This window comes from Aestuariivirga sp. (assembly GCF_047600585.1).
Classification (GTDB): Bacteria; Pseudomonadota; Alphaproteobacteria; order Rhizobiales; family Aestuariivirgaceae; genus Aestuariivirga.
This window is the reverse complement of record NZ_JASGKP010000001.1, coordinates 645,957-667,741: the sequence shown is the minus strand read 5'-3', so window position 1 is coordinate 667,741 and position 21,785 is coordinate 645,957. Positions and strand designations below refer to the sequence as shown.

The 21,785-nt window shown below is 63.7% G+C and carries 18 protein-coding genes; 5 read left to right on the top strand and 13 right to left on the bottom strand.

Annotation, left to right across the window (positions count from 1 at the left end):
* Window positions 1–219: 219 nt before the first annotated feature.
* The 8 genes from ppdK to QM801_RS03000 form a co-directional block, all read right to left on the bottom strand.
* Entirely contained in the window at window positions 220–2,859 is a 2,640-nt protein-coding gene (ppdK, locus tag QM801_RS03035) for a pyruvate, phosphate dikinase (RefSeq protein ID WP_415017736.1), read from the bottom strand.
* A gap of 86 nt (window positions 2,860–2,945) precedes the next feature.
* Complete coding sequence (locus QM801_RS03030) at window positions 2,946–4,154, bottom strand: MFS transporter (protein ID WP_415017735.1); 1,209 nt, start codon at window positions 4,152–4,154, stop codon at window positions 2,946–2,948.
* A 301-nt stretch (window positions 4,155–4,455) separates the two neighbouring features.
* Window positions 4,456–6,531, bottom strand: a complete 2,076-nt coding sequence (gene glyS, locus QM801_RS03025; protein WP_415017734.1) for a glycine--tRNA ligase subunit beta — start codon at window positions 6,529–6,531, stop codon at window positions 4,456–4,458.
* Complete coding sequence (locus QM801_RS03020) at window positions 6,531–7,439, bottom strand: glycine--tRNA ligase subunit alpha (RefSeq protein WP_415017733.1); 909 nt, start codon at window positions 7,437–7,439, stop codon at window positions 6,531–6,533. Before QM801_RS03020 ends, glyS begins: the two co-directional genes overlap by 1 nt.
* Window positions 7,440–7,629: 190 nt before the next feature.
* Complete coding sequence (locus tag QM801_RS03015) at window positions 7,630–8,271, bottom strand: class I SAM-dependent DNA methyltransferase (protein ID WP_415017732.1); 642 nt, start codon at window positions 8,269–8,271, stop codon at window positions 7,630–7,632.
* A gap of 6 nt (window positions 8,272–8,277) precedes the next feature.
* Window positions 8,278–8,469, bottom strand: a complete 192-nt coding sequence (locus tag QM801_RS03010; protein ID WP_415017731.1) for a hypothetical protein — start codon at window positions 8,467–8,469, stop codon at window positions 8,278–8,280.
* Between the two features lie 36 nt (window positions 8,470–8,505).
* Window positions 8,506–9,357, bottom strand: a complete 852-nt coding sequence (locus QM801_RS03005) for a S49 family peptidase (protein WP_415017730.1) — start codon at window positions 9,355–9,357, stop codon at window positions 8,506–8,508.
* A gap of 53 nt (window positions 9,358–9,410) precedes the next feature.
* On the bottom strand, window positions 9,411–10,220 hold the full coding sequence (locus QM801_RS03000) for a tRNA1(Val) (adenine(37)-N6)-methyltransferase (protein ID WP_415017729.1): 810 nt from the start codon (window positions 10,218–10,220) through the stop codon (window positions 9,411–9,413).
* A 148-nt stretch (window positions 10,221–10,368) separates the two neighbouring features.
* On the opposite strand from QM801_RS03000, the gene QM801_RS02995 reads away from it, so the two are divergent.
* Complete coding sequence (locus QM801_RS02995; protein WP_415017728.1) at window positions 10,369–11,388, top strand: polyprenyl synthetase family protein; 1,020 nt, start codon at window positions 10,369–10,371, stop codon at window positions 11,386–11,388.
* 16 nt (window positions 11,389–11,404) lie between these two features.
* Window positions 11,405–11,647: a DUF2798 domain-containing protein gene (locus QM801_RS02990; protein ID WP_415017727.1), complete on the top strand. Its 243-nt coding sequence runs from the start codon at window positions 11,405–11,407 to the stop codon at window positions 11,645–11,647.
* Between the two features lie 181 nt (window positions 11,648–11,828).
* On the opposite strand, the gene QM801_RS02985 is transcribed toward QM801_RS02990, so the two are convergent.
* The 4 genes from QM801_RS02985 to QM801_RS02970 all read right to left on the bottom strand — a co-directional run bounded on the left by QM801_RS02985 (window position 11,829) and on the right by QM801_RS02970 (window position 18,020).
* Window positions 11,829–12,671, bottom strand: a complete 843-nt coding sequence (locus QM801_RS02985; RefSeq protein WP_415017726.1) for a 4-(cytidine 5'-diphospho)-2-C-methyl-D-erythritol kinase — start codon at window positions 12,669–12,671, stop codon at window positions 11,829–11,831.
* On the bottom strand, window positions 12,671–14,401 hold the full coding sequence (locus QM801_RS02980; RefSeq protein ID WP_415017725.1) for a tetratricopeptide repeat protein: 1,731 nt from the start codon (window positions 14,399–14,401) through the stop codon (window positions 12,671–12,673). The genes QM801_RS02985 and QM801_RS02980 overlap by 1 nt, the downstream gene beginning before the upstream one ends.
* 99 nt (window positions 14,402–14,500) lie before the next feature.
* Window positions 14,501–16,252, bottom strand: coding sequence for a pilus assembly protein TadG-related protein (locus QM801_RS02975; RefSeq protein WP_415017724.1), 1,752 nt, complete (start codon window positions 16,250–16,252; stop codon window positions 14,501–14,503).
* A 142-nt stretch (window positions 16,253–16,394) separates the two neighbouring features.
* Window positions 16,395–18,020, bottom strand: coding sequence for an electron transfer flavoprotein-ubiquinone oxidoreductase (locus QM801_RS02970; protein WP_415017723.1), 1,626 nt, complete (start codon window positions 18,018–18,020; stop codon window positions 16,395–16,397).
* 102 nt (window positions 18,021–18,122) lie between these two features.
* Here QM801_RS02970 and QM801_RS02965 point away from each other — a divergent pair, with 102 nt between their 5' ends.
* Together QM801_RS02965 and moaB are read left to right on the top strand one after the other, a co-directional pair.
* Complete coding sequence (locus QM801_RS02965; protein WP_415017722.1) at window positions 18,123–18,962, top strand: uracil-DNA glycosylase; 840 nt, start codon at window positions 18,123–18,125, stop codon at window positions 18,960–18,962.
* Window positions 18,959–19,507, top strand: a complete 549-nt coding sequence (gene moaB / locus QM801_RS02960; protein WP_415017721.1) for a molybdenum cofactor biosynthesis protein B — start codon at window positions 18,959–18,961, stop codon at window positions 19,505–19,507. The genes QM801_RS02965 and moaB overlap by 4 nt, the downstream gene beginning before the upstream one ends.
* Window positions 19,508–19,616: 109 nt before the next feature.
* On the opposite strand, the gene QM801_RS02955 is transcribed toward moaB, so the two are convergent.
* A complete protein-coding gene (locus QM801_RS02955) occupies window positions 19,617–20,486 on the bottom strand; it encodes a DMT family transporter (RefSeq protein WP_415017720.1) in 870 nt (289 codons plus the stop codon).
* Window positions 20,487–20,570: 84 nt separating this feature from the next.
* On the opposite strand from QM801_RS02955, the gene QM801_RS02950 reads away from it, so the two are divergent.
* Window positions 20,571–21,707, top strand: a complete 1,137-nt coding sequence (locus QM801_RS02950) for a PA0069 family radical SAM protein (protein ID WP_415017719.1) — start codon at window positions 20,571–20,573, stop codon at window positions 21,705–21,707.
* Window positions 21,708–21,785: the final 78 nt, after the last annotated feature.

The window sequence follows — 21,785 nt, the reverse complement described above, 5'->3', positions numbered from 1 at the left end:
ACCCAAGATCGCCGTCCGCGATATTCTGGTGCCTTCAACTTCCCGCTCCGACTTAAACTCAGGCCATCCCTCCCCTAGGGGAGCCTCAGACCCGCTTCCAGTACAATACAACCATTCCCGTTTACCACAGGTTAACCACGTCCGGCAACCTCAAATGGCCTTCCCGGGGCCACTTTTTTGCCTAAAGTGAGGTATGGTTAAGCCCATGAAGTAACTTGACTAAGACTGGTTTTTCCGCAGGTGCGCCTGGGCTGCGGCAAGGCGCGCGATGGGCACACGGAAGGGCGAGCAGGAAACATAATCCAGCCCCTCGGACTCACAGAAGGCAATCGAAGTGGGGTCTCCGCCGTGCTCGCCGCAAATGCCGAGATGGATGTCGGAGCGGCCTTTCCGCCCCCGCTCCACCGCCAGATGGACGAGTTCCCCGACCCCGTCCACGTCCAATGTGACGAAGGGATCGGCCGGGAAGATTCCCTTGGAGGCATACTCGCCGATGAAGCGGGCGCTGTCGTCGCGGCTGATGCCGAAGGTGGTCTGGGTCAGGTCGTTGGTTCCGAAGGAGAAGAACTCCGCCGATCGGGCAATGTCTTCGGCCTTCAGGGCGGCACGCGGCAACTCGATCATGGTTCCCACCCGGTAAGTGAAGGTGAGGCCGGTCTCGCGCTGCACGTCCTGGGCGGCGGCATCGATCCGGGTCCGGACGAGATCAAGCTCGGCCCGCGACACGACGAGCGGCACCATGATTTCGGGGATGGGCGGCTTGCCGGTCTTCTTCGCAACGTCGGCCACCGCCTCGAACACGGCACGGGCCTGCATGTCGACGATTTCCGGATAACTGAGCAGCAGGCGCACGCCGCGGTGGCCCAGCATGGGGTTCTGTTCGCGCAGGTCCATGATGCGGCGGCGGAGCAGCACCACGTCGGCGTTGAGCGCGCGGGCCAGGGCTTCGATGTCGCCCATGTCCTCGGGCAGGAATTCATGCAGCGGCGGATCGAGAAGGCGCAGCGTCACCGGCAGGCCCGCCATGATTTCAAACAGTGCCGCAAAGTCGGCGCGCAGCATGGGCAGCGTCTTGGCCAGCGCGTCGCGGCGGTCGCGCTCGCGGTCGGCGAGGATCATCTCACGGATGGCCACAAGGCGGTCGCCTTCGAAGAACATGTGCTCGGTGCGGCAGAGGCCGATGCCTTCCGCGCCGAAGTCGCGGGCCATCCGGGCATCCTGCACGGTTTCGGCATTGGCGCGCACGGTCATGCGGCGGTGCCGGTCGGCCCAGGTGAGGAGTGTCGCGAAATTGCCGGAGAGCTCCGGCGGACGGATCTCGACCGTGCCCTTCAGCACCTGCCCCGTCGAGCCATCGAGCGTGATGATGTCGCCCCGCTTCAGGGTAAGGCCGGGGGCGCTCAGCGTGCCCGCCTTGGCATCAATGCGGAGCGCGGAAGCACCCGACACGCAGGGCTTGCCCATGCCGCGGGCGATGACCGCCGCGTGCGAAGTCATGCCGCCGCGCGTGGTCAGCACGCCTTCGGCGGCGTGCAGGCCGCGGATGTCTTCCGGCAGGGTTTCGGGGCGAACGAGGATCACCCGCATGCCATCGGCGGCAAGGGCGCGCGCCTCCTCCGCATCGAAGATGATCTGTCCCGACACAGCACCGGGCGAGGCCGGAAGGCCCGAGGCCACCACGGTACGCTTGGCATCGGGATCGATGGTGGAGTGCAGTAGCTGGTCAAGGGAGAGCGGATCGACGCGCAGCAGCGCCTCCTCCTCGCTCATGGCGCCGGCCTTCACGAAATCCGTGACGATCTGCAGCGAGGCAGCGGTTGAACGCTTGCCCGGCCGCGCCGAGAGGAACCAGAGGCGGCCATGTTCCACCGTGAATTCGACTTCAACCGCATCGCGGAGCCGCGCCTCAAGGGCGGCAACCCCCTGCTCCAGCGCCGAATAGGTGGCGGGCATCAGCGATTGCAGGGATTTGCCGCCGCCGTTGCGGAGCGGCAGGATGGGGCGAAGCCGCGAGGCGAGATCGGGCCCTTGGGCCTGCGCCAGGAATTCCCCGGCCATGGCGGCGGCACCCGTCTGCGGATGGCGCGACCAGGCGCGGCCGACGCCGCTGTCATCACCGGCATTGCCGAAGACCATCACCTGCACGATGAGGGCAAGACCTGCATCCTCGGGCGCACCCTGGATCTTGCGCTGTGTCTTGGCGCGGGGCGCATTCCACACGCGCGCCATGGCGGTGATTGCCGTCAGCAATTGCTGGCGCACGTCTTCCTGGAAAGTCTCGCCGTTGTTGCTTTCAAACTGCGCCTTGAAGCGGAGCGCGATTTCCTTGGCGTCCGAACCGCGGAGTTCGGCATCGGAGACATAGCCGCGCTCCTCCTTGTAGAGGGCGAGCACATCCTCGAAGGCGGCGGGGTCGTCGCCCAGCACGGTGTGGGCATAGTTCTGGATGAAGCGGCGGTAGCACTCCTGCGCGAAGCGCACGTCGTTGCTCTCCTTGGCGAGGGCATCCGCCGTCACGTCGTTGAGGCCGATGTTGAGCACCGCCTCGACTGCACTCGGCACGCCAGGCGGAACGCTGGGCCGCACGGCCAGCAGAAGCGGACGCTCCGCATCCCCGAGCTTCCGGCCCGTGGCGGTTTCAAGCTGGGCCAGTGCCTCGTCGATCTTCGCGGCAAGCTCGGGCTTCACCCCCTCGCCCAGACCACGGCAGGCGGAGACCGGCAGCACGAAGCCCGCCGGCACGGACAGTGATAGGTCAGTAAGCCTGCACAATTTCGCGGCCTTGGCGCCGAGGGCGGCCGTATCCGGCGCCGGCGTGGAGCCAAGCTGGCAAAACGTGATGGACTCGGTGCTGGTCATTGCTGCACCGCAACAAAGCCTGAGAATTGGGCAGGGTCAAGCATTCCGTGTGCAGACCATTAACCGCATACCTCTCATCGGCCGTTTCAGGCGGGCTGGGCCGCTCCCATGGTGGGGGCCCGGTTGCGGAAGACGAGCCAGAGCGCAATCGCCATGTTGCAGAGGTTCCAGCCGATGCCGTGCAGGAAGGCCCAGGTGTAGGAGCCGGTGGCATCGAAGATCTCGCCCGAAAGCCAGCCGCCCAGCGCCATGCCCATCACCGTGGAGGTGAGCACCAGCGATATGCGGAAGCCTGCCTGCCGGGCCGGGAAATTGTCGCGGATGATAAGGGCGTAGCTCGGCACGATGCCGCCCTGCGCCAGGCCGAAGAAGGCGGAGACGATGTAGAGCGAGGTGAGGCCGTCGAAGGGAATGTAGAAGAGAAGTGCGAGACACTGCAGCATCGAGCCGATGATGAGCGTGCCGACACCGCCGATCTTGTCGGCCAGCATGCCGGAGGCGAAGCGCGAGATCACGCCGAAGCCGAGCATGAGGGACAACATCTCGGCGCCGCGGGCCGTGCCGTAACCCAGGTCGGCGCAATAGGCGATGATATGGACCTGCGGCATCGACATGGCGACGCAGCAGGCAAGCCCTGCGAAGATCAGCAGGCCCTGCAGCACCGGCGTGCCGTTGGGTTCGCGGCTGAGGGAGGCAGGCGCGGGCCGTTCTTCCAGCGAGGCGCGCGGGCGGAGCAGCAGCGACAGCGGCAGCATGAGTGCCACGCTGATGATGCCGATCACGATATAGGAATTGCGCCAGCCCCATTGCGCGATGGCATAGGTGAGGAAGGGCGGCCAGATGGTTCCGGCGAGATAGTTGCCGCTCGCCACGATGGCGACCGCAATGCCGCGCCGCTTCTGGAACCAGAGGGAAATGTCGGCGACGAGTGGGCCGAAGGTGGTGGCCACCCCGAAGAGGCCGATGATGCCGGCCTGCGCGGCAACGAAGGTCCAGTAGCTGGGGGCATAGGCGCAGGCGATGAAGCCCGCACCGAGGAACAGCGTGCCCACGAACATCGGCACCATGATGCCGAAGCGGTCGGCAAGGCGGCCCATCATCACGCCGCCCAGCGCAAAGCCGATCATGGTCATGGTGTAGGGCACCGAGGCCCCTGCCCGGTCGATGCCGAATTCCTTCTGGATGACGGGAAGCGTGATCACCGCCGCCCAGAGCCCGATGCCGCCGATGGTGGCAAGCGCCAGCGAAACCGCCATGCGGAACCAGGAATAGGACGAGTCGGGTGCGTGCTTCATGAGGCCGCCATATCACGCAAGGGGCAGAGGACGTAGGTCCAGCGCGGCAGAACTGTCCCGCCCCACAGGCGTATCAATTGTCCCCGCTCACTACAACCGTCATTCCGGACGCGTACCATTCCCCACAACCGTCATTCCAGACGCGCGCCCCTCCCCACAACCGTCATTCCGGACGCGCGCCTTGATCGAGCGCAGCGAGATGTCGCGCGCGAGCCGGAATCCAGCTTTGGTCCATCACCCATGCAAGCGAAGAAGCTGGCCCCCGCCTTCGCGGGGGTGACGTTACGGATGATGAGTTGCCTCACCCCTCGATGCGGGAGAAGTCGGCCACTTCGGAACAGGCCTCGCGGATGCGGTTCAAAAGCCGCAGTCGGTTGGTGCGGAAGGTCTGGTCCTTGTCGTTCACCGTGACGCCCTCGAAGAAATCGTCCACCGGTGCTCGCAGCTTGGCGATCGCCTTCATCGCAGCCTCGAAGTCCTCGTGTTCGATCGCCTTGCGGGCCTGGGCCGAGGACGCCGTGATCGCCGAATGCAGCGCCTTCTCCTCGCCCTTGATGAGCTGGGCGGGATGCACGTCACCCGAATAGGTGGTGTTGTCCTTCTTCTCCTCGATCCTGAGGATGTTGGCGGCGCGCTTCACGCCCGCCAGAAGATTCTTGCCGTCATCGGTTTCGAGCAGCTTCGACAACGCATCGACGCGCTTCACAACCATCAGCAGGTCGTCCTGCCCGCCAAGAGAGAACACCGCATCGATGAGATCGTGCCGCGCGCCCTGATCCTTCAGGTAGACCTTGAGGCGGTCAGCAAAGAAGGAGAGCAGATCGTCGGCAGAGAAATCCTTGCCGAAGGTGGTGCCATGCTGGTTCTGGTAAAGCTGCAGCCCCTTCTTCGCCAGCTCCTTCACGTGAACCCGCAAGTTGTTCTCGAGAATGATGCGGATCACGCCGAGGGCCGCACGGCGCAGCGCGAAGGGATCCTTCGAGCCCGTCGGCTTTTCGTCGATGGCCCAGAAGCCCACCAGCGTGTCGAACTTCTCGGCCAGCGCCACCGTCATCGCCACGGGTTCGGAGGGAACACGGTCAGAGGGGCCCTGCGGCTTGTAGTGATCCTGGATGGCCTGCGCCACCTGCTCCGGCTGGCCTTCGAGCAGCGCATAATATTTGCCCATCAGGCCCTGCAGCTCCGGGAACTCTTCGACCACGCCGGTCTTGAGATCGGCCTTGGCGAGGCGTGCCGCGGTCTGCGCCAGTGACTTGTCGGCGCGGCAGGTGCGGGCGATGTCGTTGGCCCAGCCTTCGAGACGGGCGATGCGCTGGCCCTGCGAGCCCAGCGCCGCATGGAAGGTCACGTTCTCCAGCTTGGGCAGCAAGGCTTCCAGCTTCACCTTGCGGTCCTGGTCCCAGAAGAACTTGGCATCCGAGAGACGCGCAGCGATCACCTTGTTGTTGCCGCGCACGATCTCCTTGCCGCCGTCCTTGGCGATGATGTTCGAGACCAGCAGATAGCGGTTGGCGAGCTTCCCCGTCTTGGCATCGCGCAGACAGAAGCACTTCTGGTTGTTCTTGATCGTGGTGATGATCACTTCCGGCGGCACGTCGAGGAAGGCGGGATCGAACTCGCCCATCAGGACGACGGGCCATTCCACCAGCCCCGCCACTTCGCGCAGCAGGCCTTCGTCCTCGATCAGTTCCATGCCCTGCGCCATCGCAAGCGTGCGGGCGTCGTGGCGGATGGTCTCGGCGCGCGCATTGGCATCGACGGTCACATGGGCCTTGTGCAGCTTGTCGGCATAGTCCTCGAAGCGGCGCACGTTGATTGCGCCTTTCGACATGAAGCGGTGGCCGCGCGTGCTGTTGCCGCTGCGGATGCCATCCACATCGAAGGCCACCGTCTCGCCGTCGAAAGTACAGATGATGCTGTGCAGCGGGCGCACCCAGCGAAGCGAGCCTGCACCCCAGCGCATGGGCTTGCCCCACGGGAACTTGCGGATCACCTCGGGCACGAGGGCGGCGATGATCTCGGTTGCCGCACGGCCATCCTTCTTGATCACGGCCACATAGAACTGGCCTTTCTTGTCGTCCTGCTTGCTGAGATGGTCGAGGCTGAGGCCGGTCGACTTGAGGAAGCCGTCGATCGCTGCCTGCGGAGCATCGACGCGCGGGCCTTTGCGTTCCTCGCGCGTGTCGGCAGCCTTGCTGTTCAGCCCTTCGACCGAGAGCACAAGGCGGCGCGGCGTTGCATGGGCCTGCGCGCCTTCATAAGTGAGGCCTGCTTCGACGAGGCCGTTGGTGATGAGCGACTTCAGGTCGTCCGCGGCCTTGGCCTGCAAACGGGCGGGGATTTCTTCGGAGAAGAGTTCGAGGAGAAGCTCGGCCATCACACACGCCCTCCCGCCGTCTTGCTCCAGGCTTCGCAGCAGGCTTTCGCCAGTTCGCGCACGCGCAGGATATAGGCCTGCCGCTCGGTGACCGAGATCACGCCGCGGGCATCGAGCAGGTTGAAGGTGTGCGAGGCCTTGATGCACTGGTCATAGGCGGGCAGCGCCAGGTCATGACGCTCGTCCTTCTCGCCGGCCGCAAGAAGCGCGCGGCATTCCTTTTCCGCATCAATGAAGTGCTGGTGCAGGATCGCGGTATCGGCGTGTTCGAAATTGTAGCGCGAGTATTCCTGCTCGGCCTGCAGGAAGACATCGCCGTAGCTGATGCGGCCCTCGCCTTCGGGGCGGCCGTTGAAGTTAAGGTCGTAGACGTTGTTCACGTTCTGCACATACATGGCCAAGCGCTCGAGGCCGTAGGTGAGTTCGCCCGAGACGGGCGCGCAGTCGAGGCCGCCCACCTGCTGGAAGTAAGTGAACTGCGAGACTTCCATGCCGTCGCACCACACTTCCCAGCCGAGGCCCCAGGCGCCCAACGTCGGGCTTTCCCAGTCGTCCTCGACGAAGCGGATGTCATGGAGCGACGGGTCGAGGCCGATTGCTGCAAGCGAGCCCAGGTAAAGCTCCTGAAGGTCGGGCGGCGACGGCTTCATGATCACCTGATACTGGTAATAGTGCTGCAGGCGGTTGGGGTTCTCGCCGTAGCGGCCGTCCTTGGGGCGGCGCGAGGGCTGCACATAGGCCGCACTCCAGGGCCGCGGGCCCACCGAGCGCAGCGTCGTGGCGGGGTGGAAGGTACCGGCACCCACTTCCATGTCATAGGGCTGGAGGATGACGCAGCCGCGCTCGCCCCAGTACTGGTGCAGGGTGAGAATGAGGTCCTGGAAGGATTTCGTCGGATGGAGTGCCATGTCGCGCCGCATAAAGGCAGGGGCCATGGGGGTCAAGGGCGGGCCCTTTTTCAATCGTCACCCCCGCGGAGGCGGGGGCCCAGCTTCTTCCTTCGCGACACTGTCATATGCCAAAGCTGGATTCCGGCTCGCGCGCGACATCTCGCTGCGCTCGATCAAGGCGCGCGTCCGGAATGACGATGTTTAGGGCTCACACCTTCCTGTACACGTGAGCCCGGGTGGTGAAGTCTCCCTCGGTCGGAGAGAACGGCATGGGCCGGTAGATCGGCGTCGTCTCCACCGCCACAAGCTTCTTCGCCCGCACCAGATTGTCGAGCACGGTGCGGAACCCCTGCTCTTCCCAGATCACCGTGCCCACCGTGAACAGCAGCACGCCGCCGGGTTCGAGGATGCGCGTCAGTTCATGGAAGGCCGCCGCCGGGGCGTGGCCGTTGGTGAAGGTGCCGGTAGAGAGGATGGCATCGAAGGCGCCATCGGGAAAATCCAGCGTCTCGCCCAGCACCGCCTGGCGGAGATCGCTGTAGCAGCCCCGCGCTTCCGCCTTCTCCAGCATGCCCTTCGACATGTCGATGCCGGAGAGATTGTTGTAGCCGAGCAGCGAGAGCACGTTGCCCACCGCACCCGTGCCGACACCCGCATCGAGGATGGTGGCTTCCCGCGACGGCACGTGCGCCGCGACAAGCCCGACGATCACCGGCAGATGGAGATAGCCCACCTGCTGCAGGTCGGCATCATAGGTCTCGGCCCAGGAATCATACATGGCGCGCAACGAGTCCCGGTCCGTGGCGTTATAGACACGCTCCAGCCAGCCGTCCGTCTGCTGTTTGCCCATGGAGGCTCAGTCTTCCGCGTAATAGACGCCGGTGACGGGATCCTGCTTCAGGCGCTTGAATTCAGCGGGGTCGCGCGCTTCCTCGCGCTTCACGCGCTGCGCTTCGGCCTGGCTCTCGATGGCGCCGACCATCTTCTTCAATGCGAGTCCGGCCAGCATGGTGATGCCAGCGGCAACCAGTGACTTGACGAAACGCATGGGTTCACACTCCGTTCGGGGCCGTTCTGGCAATCATTATAGGCCAAAACGTGACCACCATGCACGACTTTCCAGAGCCTCCAGTGCCGCATCCGGAAGCTCGGCAAATCCGCCTGCTGCTCCCCGCCCGCCGCCCAGAAAACGCAGGCCCCAGCCGCCCGGTGCGCCGATGGGGCGGAGTTGCACCTTGTCGCCGAACTTCATGCGCAATGTCGTCTGCAAATGGCCGACGCCATCGATCAGGCCGAGACCAACCGCCTTCTCGCCGCGCCAGTAAAGGCCGGAGAAGATTTCGCTTTCTTCACCCTTCAGACGGGCACCGCGGCGCTCCTTCACCATGGCCTTGAAGCTCGCATGCATCTCGTTGAGCAGCGTCTCGAGGCGTTCGACATCTTCCGGCTTTTCCGGCTGGAACGGGTCAAGCTGGCTCTTGTTGTCGCCCGCAGTGTGGACGCGGCGTTCGACGCCAAGCTTCTTCAGCGCCTCGGGGAAACCGAAGCCCATGGCGATGACGCCGATCGAACCCACGATGGAGTTTTCGTCGGCGTAGATTTCATCCGCCGCGCAGGCGAGCCAGTAGCCGCCCGAGGCCGCCACGTCTTCGCAGAAGGCATAGACGGGGAGGTTCTTCTCCGCCGCAAGCTGGCGGATGCGCGATGCAATGAGCGCCGACTGGACGGGCGAACCGCCGGGGCAATTGATGGACAGCGCTACGCCGGCAATGCCCTTGCGGAAGGCCTTGGCCAGCACCGGTTCCAGCGCCTTGGCCGAGAGCGTCGGCCTCAAGCCGCGCTCGGCCATGATCGGGCCATCCAGCCGGACCACATGAATGACCGGATAGGACTTGCGGAAACGGGCCGGAACGAACTTCAGGAGGGATTTCAGCATGGCCGCCATATGGGCAGCCTCGTGAAAGAAGGCAAGCCGTCAGGCAGTTGGTGTCAGCGGAGGCGCCAGGCCATGCCTTCGCGGAGCACGGCTTCCGCATCGGCAGTGAAGGCGTGCCCGTCCCCGTGCAGCACCAGGCCGGGAAGAAGCTGCATCGGCGCCTTGGAGCCCTTGATCCCCTGCACGATCACACGGCTCGCGGCCGTGCCTTCGCGGGCATAGAGGGGAGCCACACGGATGTCGCCGAAGCGGTCTTCCATGGAGAGCAGGATCTTGCCGAGCGAGTCGGCGCGGTGAATGAGGGTGACGGTGCCGCGCAGCGACACCATCGCGTGCATCACCTTGATCCAGAGATCGAGATCGTCAGGTCCGAAGGCATGGGCCTGCGCCTTGAGCAGGCTCGGCGAATGGGTGACCTTGCCATCCTCGAAATACGGCGGATTGGCATAGGCATGGGCGAAGGTGCCGTGCTGGGGCATGTGCGCGAGATCCTTGCGCATCGCCTCCTTCACGTCGCCGTGGATGACCTTGAGAAGCTGGGCAAAGCCGTTCCGCTTGGCATTCTCCTCGCACATCATGGCGTAGCGGGCAGCCACTTCGATGCCGGTGACGTGGATGGCGGGATTGCGGGCGATCAGGCACAGGGCGGCAACGCCGACGCCGATCCCTGCTTCGAAAACCGTTTCACCGGCTGCTGCCGGAATGGCAGCCGCAAGGAACACCGCGTCGATCCCGGCGCGGTATCCTTTTTCGGGCTGGAGAACACGCAAACGCCCGCCCAGGAAGGCATCTTCCGTAAGCGAGGCGGGCACCGCGGAGGGTGCTTGCGACGGCGCAATGGTGGCTTCGGCGGCGAGCTGCATAGGCCTTGAACGTTAACGAGGCTTGGTGAACGAGAAGTTACCGCAGATTTTCTGCCTTGCATACAATTGCTTAGAGAGCGGCAAAGGGTCACAATTGTGATGCCAATTGCCTGGAAGCAGTCTAAAAGGCTGCAAACGAGGATTTTTCATGGGTGTTGTGATTCCATTCGAGGGTGGTGCGGAGCGTCCGCAACCCACGCTTGACGCGCTGGTCAAGCTGACGGCTCAGGACATGGGGCTGATCAACGATCTCATTCTCGAGAAGGCCCAGAGCCATGTGGAGCTGATCCCGGAAATCGCCGGCCATCTCATCAACTCCGGCGGCAAGCGCATCCGCCCCATGCTCACCGTCGCCGCCGCCCGCATGTGCGGCTACCGCGGCCTGCATCACATCAAGCTCGCCATGTCGGTGGAGTTCATGCACACCGCCACCCTGCTCCACGACGACGTGGTGGACGAAAGCGATACCCGCCGCGGCAAGGATGCGGCGCGCGTCATCTGGGGCAACCAGGCGAGCGTGCTGGTCGGCGATTATCTCCTCGGCCAGGCCTTCAAGATGATGGTGGAGACGGGCTCGCTCGAATGCCTGCGCATTCTCTCGGATGCCGCCTGCATCATCGCTGAGGGCGAAGTGCTGCAACTGGCCGTCTCGCAGGATACCTCCACCACGGAAGACTCCTACCTGAAGGTGGTGGGCTCGAAGACCGCCGCCCTCTTCTCGGCGGCGACCCGCGTGGGCGGTGTCATTTCCAACCGGCCGCGGGCCGAACAGGAAGCGCTCGAAGCGTACGGCCGCAACCTCGGCATCGCCTTCCAACTCGTCGATGATGCGCTCGACTATTCCGGTACCAAGGCCGAGCTCGGCAAGAGCGTGGGCGACGACTTCCGCGAACGCAAGATCACCCTTCCTGTGGTGTTGGCCTTCCGCCGCGGTGCTGCGGAAGAACGGAACTTCTGGAAGCGCACGCTCGAAGAAGGCAACCAGACCGACGCCGATCTCGTCTATGCCCAGAAGCTGATGGAGCGGCACGGCACGATTGCCGACACGCTCGACCGCGCCCGCCACTATGGCGAGATGGCCAAGGACGCGCTCGCAATCTTCGCCGACAGCGAATGGAAAGCCGCACTGCTTGAAGCCGTCGATTTCTGCATTGCGCGCTCGCACTGACATTCACGGACAGAGAATGAAGAAGCTTCCGCCCAAGGCCATGCACGTGGTCATGCCGTTCCTGTTGTCGGTGTTGATGTCGGCGATCGTCTCTTTCGTTGCCACGCTGAAGGCGATGGGGTTTGCACCCGATCTGCTGGTGAGCTGGCTGAAAGCCTGGGGCGTGAGCTGGCTCGTGGCCTTCCCTACGGTGCTGGTGGTGCTGCCGCTCGTGCGTCGCCTCGCCGGAATGATCGTGGAAGCCCCCGGCGGACGCTGACTTTACTGAAAGTTGCTTCGCATGTCCGAAGCTGGATTCCGGCTCGCGCGCGACATCTCGCTCCGCTCGATCAAGGCGCGCGTCCGGAATGACGGGTTGAAAATGATGGCACCTGTTTTAGGTCGTCACCCCCGCGAAGGCGGGGGCCTAGCTTCTTGCGTAACGTCCCTATCGCCGGTGATTAAGATAGCAGCGACGCCGAGACCCACCAGTCCGGATGATCGGCCCGGAGCGATGCCGCCACGCGCTCCGCATCGGCGAGCGTCTCTGCCAAACCGAAACAGGTGGCGCCGGAGCCCGACATGCGGCTGGCCACCAACCCCTTCTCACGCGCCAGCGCATCGAGCACTCCGGCGATTTTCGGCTGTGCCGCGGTCGCCGGTTCCGTGAGGTCGTTCCGCCAGGTCTCTGGCTTCTGCACATCCATCGCATCGCGGTGCGCCTGCCCCTTCTGAAGACCAAGCGCCTTGAACACGGCGGCGGTCTCGCACGGCACGCCCGGATTGACCAAAACGATCGCCGGCGCAGGCAGCCGCGGCAAAGGCGAGAGCAGTTCACCCACGCCTTCCATGCGGCAGGCCTTCTGATGCAGGCACACAGGAACATCAGCACCCAGCGCAAGCGCCACCGTGGTCATCACATCAGCCGGAAGCGGCGCATCAGCAAGCCGAAGATAGGCGCGAAGGGCCGCCGCCGCATCGGCCGAACCACCGCCGATTCCCGAGGCGACGGGAAGATTCTTCTCGAGATGGACTGCAACCGCCGGCAACGCCACGTGCTGCGCCAGCACACTATAGGCCTTGCAGATGAGATTATCGGGGCCGGTGGGGACCGCAGCGGCAAAGTGACCGCTGACGCTCAGGCTCACACCCTCCCCTGCCCTCGGCGAAACCGTGATCAGATCCCCGGCGCCTGCGAAGGCCACGGCGGAATCCAGTTGATGATAGCCGTCGTCGCGGCGGCCCAGCACATGCAGTGCGAGGTTGACCTTGGCCTGCGCCGTCTCGACGATGCCGGCCGGCATCAGCCGTTCGAGGGTTGCTGCTGGCTGTTGTCGGCAGGCTTCACGGGCGGCGCTTCCGCCGGAAGCCCATCCTTCAGCTTGCCTTCAATGCGCGCGAGATCCTCGGGCTGGGGCTTGTTGTCCTTGGCGTGCTGCCACTGGAAACGCGCCTCAAGACGGCGGCCCACGCGCCAGTACGCATCACCCAGATGCTCCGAGATGATGGGATCGCCCGGCTTCAGGTCAACGGCGCGCTCCAGATGGTTCACCGCCTCTTCATAGTCGCGCATCTGGAAATAGGCCCAGCCTAGACTGTCGACGATGTAGCCGTCATTGGGACGAAGCTCGACCGCCTTCTTCACCATGTTGATCGCTTCATCGAGCTTCATGTTCATGTCGATCAGCGAATAGCCGAGATAATTGAGGACCGAAGGCTCGTTGGGTGAGAGGGCCAGCGCCTTGCGGAAATCGGCCTCGGCCTTGTCCCACTGCTTCAGGCGCTCGAGTGCGATGCCGCGATAATAATGAACCGTCCAGACATCGCGGTTCTCGGCCTTCAGCAGGTTGATGGCCTCGTCATAGGCCTTCACCGCTTCGCCGTAGTTCTCGGTGCTGCGCAGGAGATTGCCCAGCGTGGTCCAGGTATCGATGTTCTTCGGCTCGCGGCCGAGAATGGCGCGCATCCGCGTTTCTGCATCCTTGTCGCGGTTGAGCCGCTGCAGATTGATGGCGATTTCGGTATCGGCATTGGTTCGCAGAACGGAGGTGACCGGAACCTGCTCGAAGGTGTCGATAGCCTGCTCATAGCGCTGGCTCGATGCGAGAATGTCGCCGAGCAGGGTCAGCACCACCGGGCGGTCGCTGTCGAGCGAGAGCGCAAGCTGTGCATAGATGAGTGCGACGTCCATGCTCTGGTCGTCGTTCATGGCGGCGGCGAGAGAGAACATGGCCTCGGCCGCGCCCGCTGAAGCTGAGCCGATGAAGGGCTCCGGCACCTTGCCGGCCTTGGCCTCTTCCAGGGCCTTGGCCACCATCACGTTGCTTTCGCCGTTGGCGAGGAACGCGTTGAAGACTTTCTCGGCCTCCGCCCGCTTGCCGGTCCGCAAGAGGTAGTTGCCGTAGGATTGTGTCACGCGCAGGCTCGTGCCCGCATCATTGTAGGCCTTGCGGTAGGCGGGCTCGGCGCGCAGCGCGTTGTTGAGGAAATCGGCGATAAGCGCGCTGTGCAGAGACTTGAAGTTCGCGAAGGTGTCGTTGCGGTCAAGCTTGTTGAGTTCGTTCATTGCCGCCTGGAAGGACCCTTCCCCGGCATAGGACCACGCTGCCAGCAGCGCCGAGGTCAGCTCGCCCACAGGCGTGTAGGCGGCCTCGGCAAAGTTCTTGCGTGCGGCTTCATACTTCTTCTGGCGGAAGTCGCGCAGGCCCAGCACCAGGCGCGCCATGCGCTGCTGGCTGTTGAAGGCCAGCACCTTGTCCGCGAGCTTCTCGGCCTCGGCGGTGTTGCCGTTGGTGAGCTGAAGCTGGAACAGGCGCTCGGTCAGGACCGGGTTGTTGGGGTCCTGCTTGAGGGCTGCGACAAGGAAATCGGCAGCCTCGACGGTGTCGCGGTTGCGGCCCGCGGTCCGGCTGGCGAGGTAGTTGCCGGAGAGCGACGTTTCATAGGAGCTGGCCGAGACCGGCAGGTCCGCCAGGACGACGGCGGTCGCAAGGGCAGCGGTGATGAGGAGCGAGCGAGTTAAGATGCGTGTCATGGGGGCGTAAAATGAGGGTTTTCGGCCCTGACCGCAAGTGAAAGAAAAAGGCGGGACCCGTAAGGTCCCACCTCTCACTATGGCGAAATTGTGTAGTGATTACTTGGAGACGTAGATCGACTTGTTGATCACGTCTTCACCGATGTGGTTGAAGAAGGCGGTCAGGTCGGACGGGGCGTTCGCGTGCTGGTAGTAGCCCGAACCCGACGAGCAGCTCTGCAGGCGCGACTTCGTGGTCGCAGACACGCCGCTGCCGAAGGACGTGACGTAGAGCGAGATGCCCGCCGCCTTGATCTTCGAACACACCGTCAGCATGTCGTTGTCGAGGGCGGTCATCACAGCCGACGACGACGTGGTGCCGAAGCGGTTGTTGGCGATGGCTTCACCGGCAAGGCCGTAGGCGGAGTAGATGGTGTTGTTGAAGCCATAGCTGCCGGCGCTCAGATCGTTGTCGCCGTCGGTCATCAGCACCAGCACCTTCTGCCAGCGGGCGTCGCCATAGGGAGCGATCGTCGTGTTGGGCAGGCTGCCGGAGCCCTTGACCTTGGTGAAGGGTTCACCCGGCGAGATGGCGCGCCAGCCCCATGCAAGACCTTCGCCGATCAGGGTCGGGCCAGCTGCGGTCATGGCATCGATGCCGGCTTCAACGCTGGCACGGTCATAGGTCAGCGGCACCATCTTGCTCACCGCACAGCCCATCCAAGGGCCATAGTTCGAAGTCGACTCGGAGCCGATGTTCATGCCGTCATACTTGCGGTAGTTTTCCTGCTTCTGCTGCAGGTTGGACGTGTTTGTGCTGCTGCAGGTCGAACTGTTCCAGCCAGTGCCATAGCACTCGGTGTTGACAGTCGTGTTGCTGCCCTGGGCAATGTAGCTGTAGCCGTAGGACGTGGACACCGAACCACTGGACGTGGTGCCGGGCGCGTCCGGCACAAAGTAGGCAGGGAACAGCGTATCGGCATTGCCACTGTTCGGCGCGGCATCGTTGACGTTGTAGTCCTGCGTGCCGGTACCACGTTTGCGCGCTTCGACGCAACCGTTCCAGGTGTGATAGGTGGTCGAGGTTTTCTTCAACCGGCTCCAGGCATAATAGTTGTTCCACACCGCAGGCGTGGTGACAGCATCCCAGTTGAGCTTCGACATCGGATTGGCACCCGTGGTGTCGATCCAGTTGAGATTGAAATCATAGGCCGATGTGTCGAGGCGCACGGCCGCCGCGAAGGGCACAAGGCCGACGCGGAGGAATTCGCTGCGCGGTTCAGCGCCGACGCTGCCGCCATAGAGGGTGTTGAGCAACGACTTCGCCGCCGTCTTGGCGCCATCGATCTTGCCGCCGCTCGCCATCGAGCCGGTCGTATCCATCACCATCACCAGTTCGATCGGGCGCATGGCCTTCTGAACGGTGGACGAGGCCTTCATGTTAATCGTATCGATGCCGACCATCGCCATGATGGTGGTCGGGAACTGGATCGAAGCATCAAGCTTCACCGCCTGGCCCGTGATGGTCAGGTTCAGCGTGATGTCGCCCGTGGAATTGTAGTTCTTCCGCACATATTCGTTCGCGAGGGCCTTGAGCTCGGTCATGCGGGCTGTGAGGGCCGCACCGCTGAGGTTCGAAATGGCGGCGCGGTCGTCGGCGGCCACTGCGATTACGGCGGTATCGACGGCAGCGAGGAACTTGCTGTGCTCGTCATTGATGCGGGCGCCGTCGACGGCGGCACCGGCGGCGAGGAAGAACGGAATGGAGGACAAAGCAAAGATCTGCGTCACTGTTGCGCTCGGATCCTTGCAGAAGCGTGAGAACAGGCGGCGAAGCCCGAACTTGCCAAAAGATGAGTGCTGAAGTGCCATGACTTCTCCCCTTTGAATACCGCAGGATTAGTCGAGAGAGTTCAACAACTGATTTCGCAAGTCGGTTGATTTTTAGTGTTCAACCCAAAAGCGCAGGATGCTGGGGAACAGCGTTAATCCTACTTATATGGGAAGAACTACCTTACATATTGGGATAATTCGGCCCTTCGCCACCCTGCGGCACCTGCCAGTTGATGTTCTGGGCGGGGTCCTTGATGTCACAGGTTTTGCAATGCACGCAGTTCTGGTGGTTGATCTGGAAACGCGGTTCCTTGCCCTCTTCGCGCACCACTTCATATACGCCCGCCGGGCAATAGCGCTGCGCCGGCTCATCATATTTGGGCAGATTCACGCTGATCGGGATGGACGGGTCACGCAACCTGAGGTGGACCAACTGGTCCTCTTCATGATTGGTTGCAGAGAAAGCGACGTTGGTCAGGCGGTCGAAGGAGAGAACGCCGTCTGGCTTGGGATAGTCGATGGGCTTTGCCGCCGAGGCGGGCTTCAGGGTGGCATAGTCCGGCTTGCCGTGCTTCCAGGTGCCGAGGCCGAAGCCGAAGAGCGTGCGCATCCACATGTCGACCGCGCCCAGCATGACGCCGCCCACGAGGCCGAGCTTCGACCACATGGGCTTCACGTTCTTCACGCGGTCGAGGTCCTGATAGACCCAGGAGTTGCGCCAGGCCTCTTCATATTCCGTTAACTCATCCGCCTCGCGGCCGTTGGCAAGTGCTGTCACAATCGCTTCCGCCGCCATCATGCCGGTCTTCATGGCGTTGTGCGTGCCCTTGATGCGCGGCACGTTCACGAAACCGGCAGAGCAGCCGATCAGCGCGCCGCCCGGGAAGTAAAGCTTCGGCACCGATTGCAAACCGCCTTCGGTGATGGCGCGCGCGCCATAGGCAATGCGGCGTCCGCCTTCGAGCACCGGCGCGATCAGCGGATGATGCTTGAAACGCTGGAACTCCATGTAGGGATAGAGGTGCGGATTGTCGTAGTTGAGGTGCACGACGAACCCGATCGACACGAGGTTGTCCTCGAGGTGATACATGAAGCTGCCGCCGCCGGTCTTCCAGCCCAGCGGCCAGCCCATCGTGTGGGTGACCTGGCCCTGCCTGTGGTTCTCCGGCTTCACTTCCCAGAGTTCCTTCATGCCGATGCCGAACTTGGACGGCTCGCGCCCTTCGGAAAGATTGAACTTCGCGATGATCTCCTTCGCCAGCGACCCGCGCACGCCTTCGGCGATCAGCACATACTTGCCGGTGAGTTCCATGCCCGGCTGGTAATCGGCCTTGTGGCTGCCGTCCTTGGCGATGCCCATGACGCCGGCGACAACGCCGCGCACCGAGCCATCCTCGCGATAAAGAACTTCAGAGGCTGCAAAGCCCGGATAGATTTCAACGCCGAGGCCTTCGGCCTGATGCGCCAGCCAGCGGCAGACATTGCCCAGCGACACGGCATAGGCGCCGTGATTGCTCATCAGAGGCGGCATGGCCGCATTCGGCATGCGGAGTGCGCCCGCATGACCCAGTACGTAGAAGCGGTCTTCCTTCACGGGCGTGTTGAGCGGCGCACCCTTCTCCTTCCAGTCGGGAATGAGTTCGTTCAGCGCAATCGGATCGATCACCGCACCCGACAGGATGTGGGCGCCCACTTCCGAGCCTTTTTCGAGAACGCAAACGGTGGTCTCCGGCGAAAGCTGCTTGATGCGGATGGCAGCCGACAGGCCCGCGGGACCGGCGCCCACGATGACCACGTCATATTCCATTGCTTCCCGTTGAATATCGCTCACCATGGGCCTCGCAGTTTGAGTTCGGATGTGGGCCTGTTATAGGATTTGCATGATGTCAAACAAGCGCCCAATTGCGACATGAGCGAAAGTCCAAACGCCGCAGGAGAATCTGCCGCCGAGGCCGCCCGCATGCTGCTGTGGCTGCGCGAGATGGGGGCTGACGAGGCCCTGTCGGTTGACCCCGTCAACCGCTTCGCCGAAGCGCCGCCGCAGGCCGCCGCTGCACCTGCCGTTGCACGCCCTGCTCCGCCGAAGCAACCTCCGATCAACGCCGCGCCGCCGCGGCCTGCACCCACGCGGCCCGCTACCGAGGGCGAGGCCTCGATCGAGGAGATTCATGCCGCCGCACGCTCGGCCTCATCGCTCGGCGAACTCGTGACGGCCCTCGAGCGCTTCGATGCCCATCCGCTCCGTCGCACAGCGTCCAAGCTTTGCTTCGCCGAAGAGGCCGCGAAGGCCCGCGTGCTGGTGATCGCCGACCGTCCGCGTGCGGAAGAAGACCGCGCCGGAAAAATCTTCGCCGACAAGAATGCGGTTCTGCTTGAACGCATGCTGGCGGCGATCGGGCTGGGCGAAGGCGCCGGAGAGCCTGTGTCCTATCTCAGCTTCCTGCCCTGGCGGCCACCCGGCAACCGTCCGCCCATCGAGATCGAATGCCGCCTCATCCTGCCATTCGCGGAACGCGCCATCGCGCTGATGCAGCCCAGCCTCATCCTCGCCTTCGGTGGCCTTGCCGGACAATGGCTCGCAGGCGGAGCGGAATCGATCCAGCGGCAGCGCGGCACCTGGCTTGCCGCGGGCAGCACCCCGCTTCTCTCCACCTTCCATCCGGAAGCCCTGCTCAAGTCTCCCGCGCTGAAGAAGCTCGCCTGGCAGGACCTGCTCACCTTCCGCGCCCGACTGGAGTCGCTTTCATGAACACAATCAGCGGCGCGCGCGACTTCCTGCCCGCCAACATCGCCGTCATCACCATCTCGGACACGCGCACGCCCGAGACCGACAAGTCGGGACAGACGCTCGCCGACCGCATCACCGGTGCGGGCCACGTGCTCACCCATCGCGCCATCGTGAAGGACGAGGTGCGGCAGATCAGGGCGCAACTGCGCAAACTTGCAGCGCGCAAGGATGTTGATGTGATCATCACAACTGGCGGCACGGGGCTCACCGGACGCGACGTGACGGTGGAAGCGGTGCGCCCGCTTTTCGACAAGGAAATCGAAGGCTTCGGTGTCGTCTTTCACCTGATCTCTTACCAGAAGATCAACACCTCCACGATCCAGTCGCGCGCCACGGCGGGCGTGATGAAAGGCAAGTATGTCTTCTGTCTGCCGGGCTCGCCCGGCGCCTGCAAGGATGCCTGGGACGGCATTCTCGTGCACCAGCTCGACTACCGCCATCATCCCTGCAACTTCATCGAGATCATGCCGCGGCTGGACGAGCACCTGAAACGGAAGAAGGGTTGAACACCCTCATCCGCCCTGTCGGGCACCTTCTCCCGCAAGCGGGAGAAGGCCAAACATGATCGCCTTCTCCCCTCCGGGGAGAAGGTGGCCGAAGGCCGGATGAGGGGACTTATCTGACTACCACCCTGCGCCCGAGCACACCGCTCACGATGGCGAGGCCGATGAGCAGGATGATGCCGCCCACCACCTGTGGCCAGTGCAGCGTCTCCCCCAGCAGTACCACCGCCGAGATCACGCCGATCGGCGTCATCAGCATCACGAAGGGTGTGGCTTCATCCACCCGCACGCGCTTCAGCAGCGTGAACCACGCCGCATAGGCCGCATAGAATCCGATGAAGCAGACGAAGGCGAGATAGAACCAGTCGAGCGGTGTGGCCGAAACGATCGACTGCCACTGCCCGCGTTCGAGGACGAGTGTCGCCACCAGCAACTGCGGCACACCGAAGAGCGCATTCGCCTTCAGCACCATCAGCCCTGAATCCCGCGACCACAGCCGCGTCAGCACCTGCCCCAGCGCCCAGGTGGCGCCGGCGGCGATGACCGCGAGCACCGGCAACAGCGGCGGCCGCTCCTGCGGCAGGCCGATGACGATAGCGACACCGGTGAGCGCGATCGCCGTGCCCAGGATCTTCCGCCCATCGAGCGCCTCGCCGAGGAGGAGCCACCCCAGCAGGATGGCAATCGGCACCTGGGTCTGGAGCACGAGGTTCGCCGTCGTCGCCTCCACATAGGCAAGGGCCGAAAACATCAGCGCGCCCTGGATCGTGACCGAGAAGGCGGCGATCACTGTCAGCTTCAGCCACGGCGTCTTGGGCATCTCCCGGTGGGCCACCAGCATGATCAGGGCAATCACCGCATAGACCAGCAGCATCATGAAAAGCGGCTGGAAATGGGCCGAGGCAGGCTTCGTCAGGGTGAAGCCAACGCCCCAGAACAGGGGCGGCAGAAGGGCAAGCAGCAGATTGCGGGAGTGCATCATGAGGAACCCGCGCCATGCCCGGATTTGCCCGCTTCGGCAAGATTGTTCTTGATTTGTTCACGGTGACAGATTACCTTCTTCGCCATGCCCACCCTGATGACCATGCGCCCCTCTTCCGGCCTTGCGCCCGATGCGCTCGGAACGGGGAAGCTTGAGCGCCTGCCGCAACTGGAACGCGGCCGCGGTGCTGCCATCAACCCCATGGGGCGCTTCGAAACCTATTCGGAGAGCTGGGTCGATGACGGCTGGGAGTCCCTTGCCGATATTCCGAAGCTGCGAACAGAGATCTTCACCGAAGCGCCGAAGACGATCATCACCCGCAACCAGTCGCCGGACATTTCCTTCGACCGTTCCATCAATCCCTATCGCGGCTGCGAGCACGGCTGCATCTACTGCTATGCGAGGCCCGCCCACGCCTACATGGGCCTCTCGCCGGGTCTCGACTTCGAGAGCAAGCTCTTCATCAAGCCGAACGCGGCGGCGCTCCTCCGGGAGGAATTATCCGCGACCAACTACACGCCGGCGACGATCGCGCTCGGCGCCAATACGGATCCCTACCAGCCCATCGAGCGCGGCTACCGCATCACCCGCAGCGTGATCGAGGTGCTGGCGGAATTCCGCCATCCCTTCGGCATCGTCACCAAGTCGGCCAATGTCATGCGCGACCTCGACCTGCTCAAGCCCATGGCGGAGCAGGACCTCGTGAAGGTGGCACTCTCGGTGACGACGCTCGATCCGAAGCTCGCGCGCAGCATGGAGCCGCGCGCCTCCACGCCGGCAAAGCGCCTTGCCGCCATAGAGGCGCTGGCCAAGGCCGGCGTGCGCACCGTGGTGATGATGGGGCCGATCATTCCCGGCCTCAACGACCACGAGATCGAGAACATCCTCAAGGCTGCCCGCAATGCCGGTGCGGCGGAAGCAGGCTACACCATGCTGCGCCTGCCCTTCGAGGTGAAGGAGATCTTCAAGGACTGGCTCGACCGCGAACATCCGGACCGCGCTGCCAAGGTGATGAGCCATGTGAAGGACGTGCGCGGCGGGCGCGAGAACGACCCCAACTTCGGCACCCGCCACACCGGCACCGGCCCCATCGCCTGGATGATCGGGCGGCGCTTCCAGATGGCGGCCCAGCGCCTTGGTCTCAACGCCGAACGCCTGAAACTCCGCACCGACCTCTTCCACCGCCCCATCCAGAAGGGCGAGCAGATGGCGTTGTTCTAGTGCATCCCGGTTTCCCGCCCCGCGTGCTTCGATTTTTCCACTGCAGCCGATAAGCTGCGGAAAAACAGCACGTGGAAA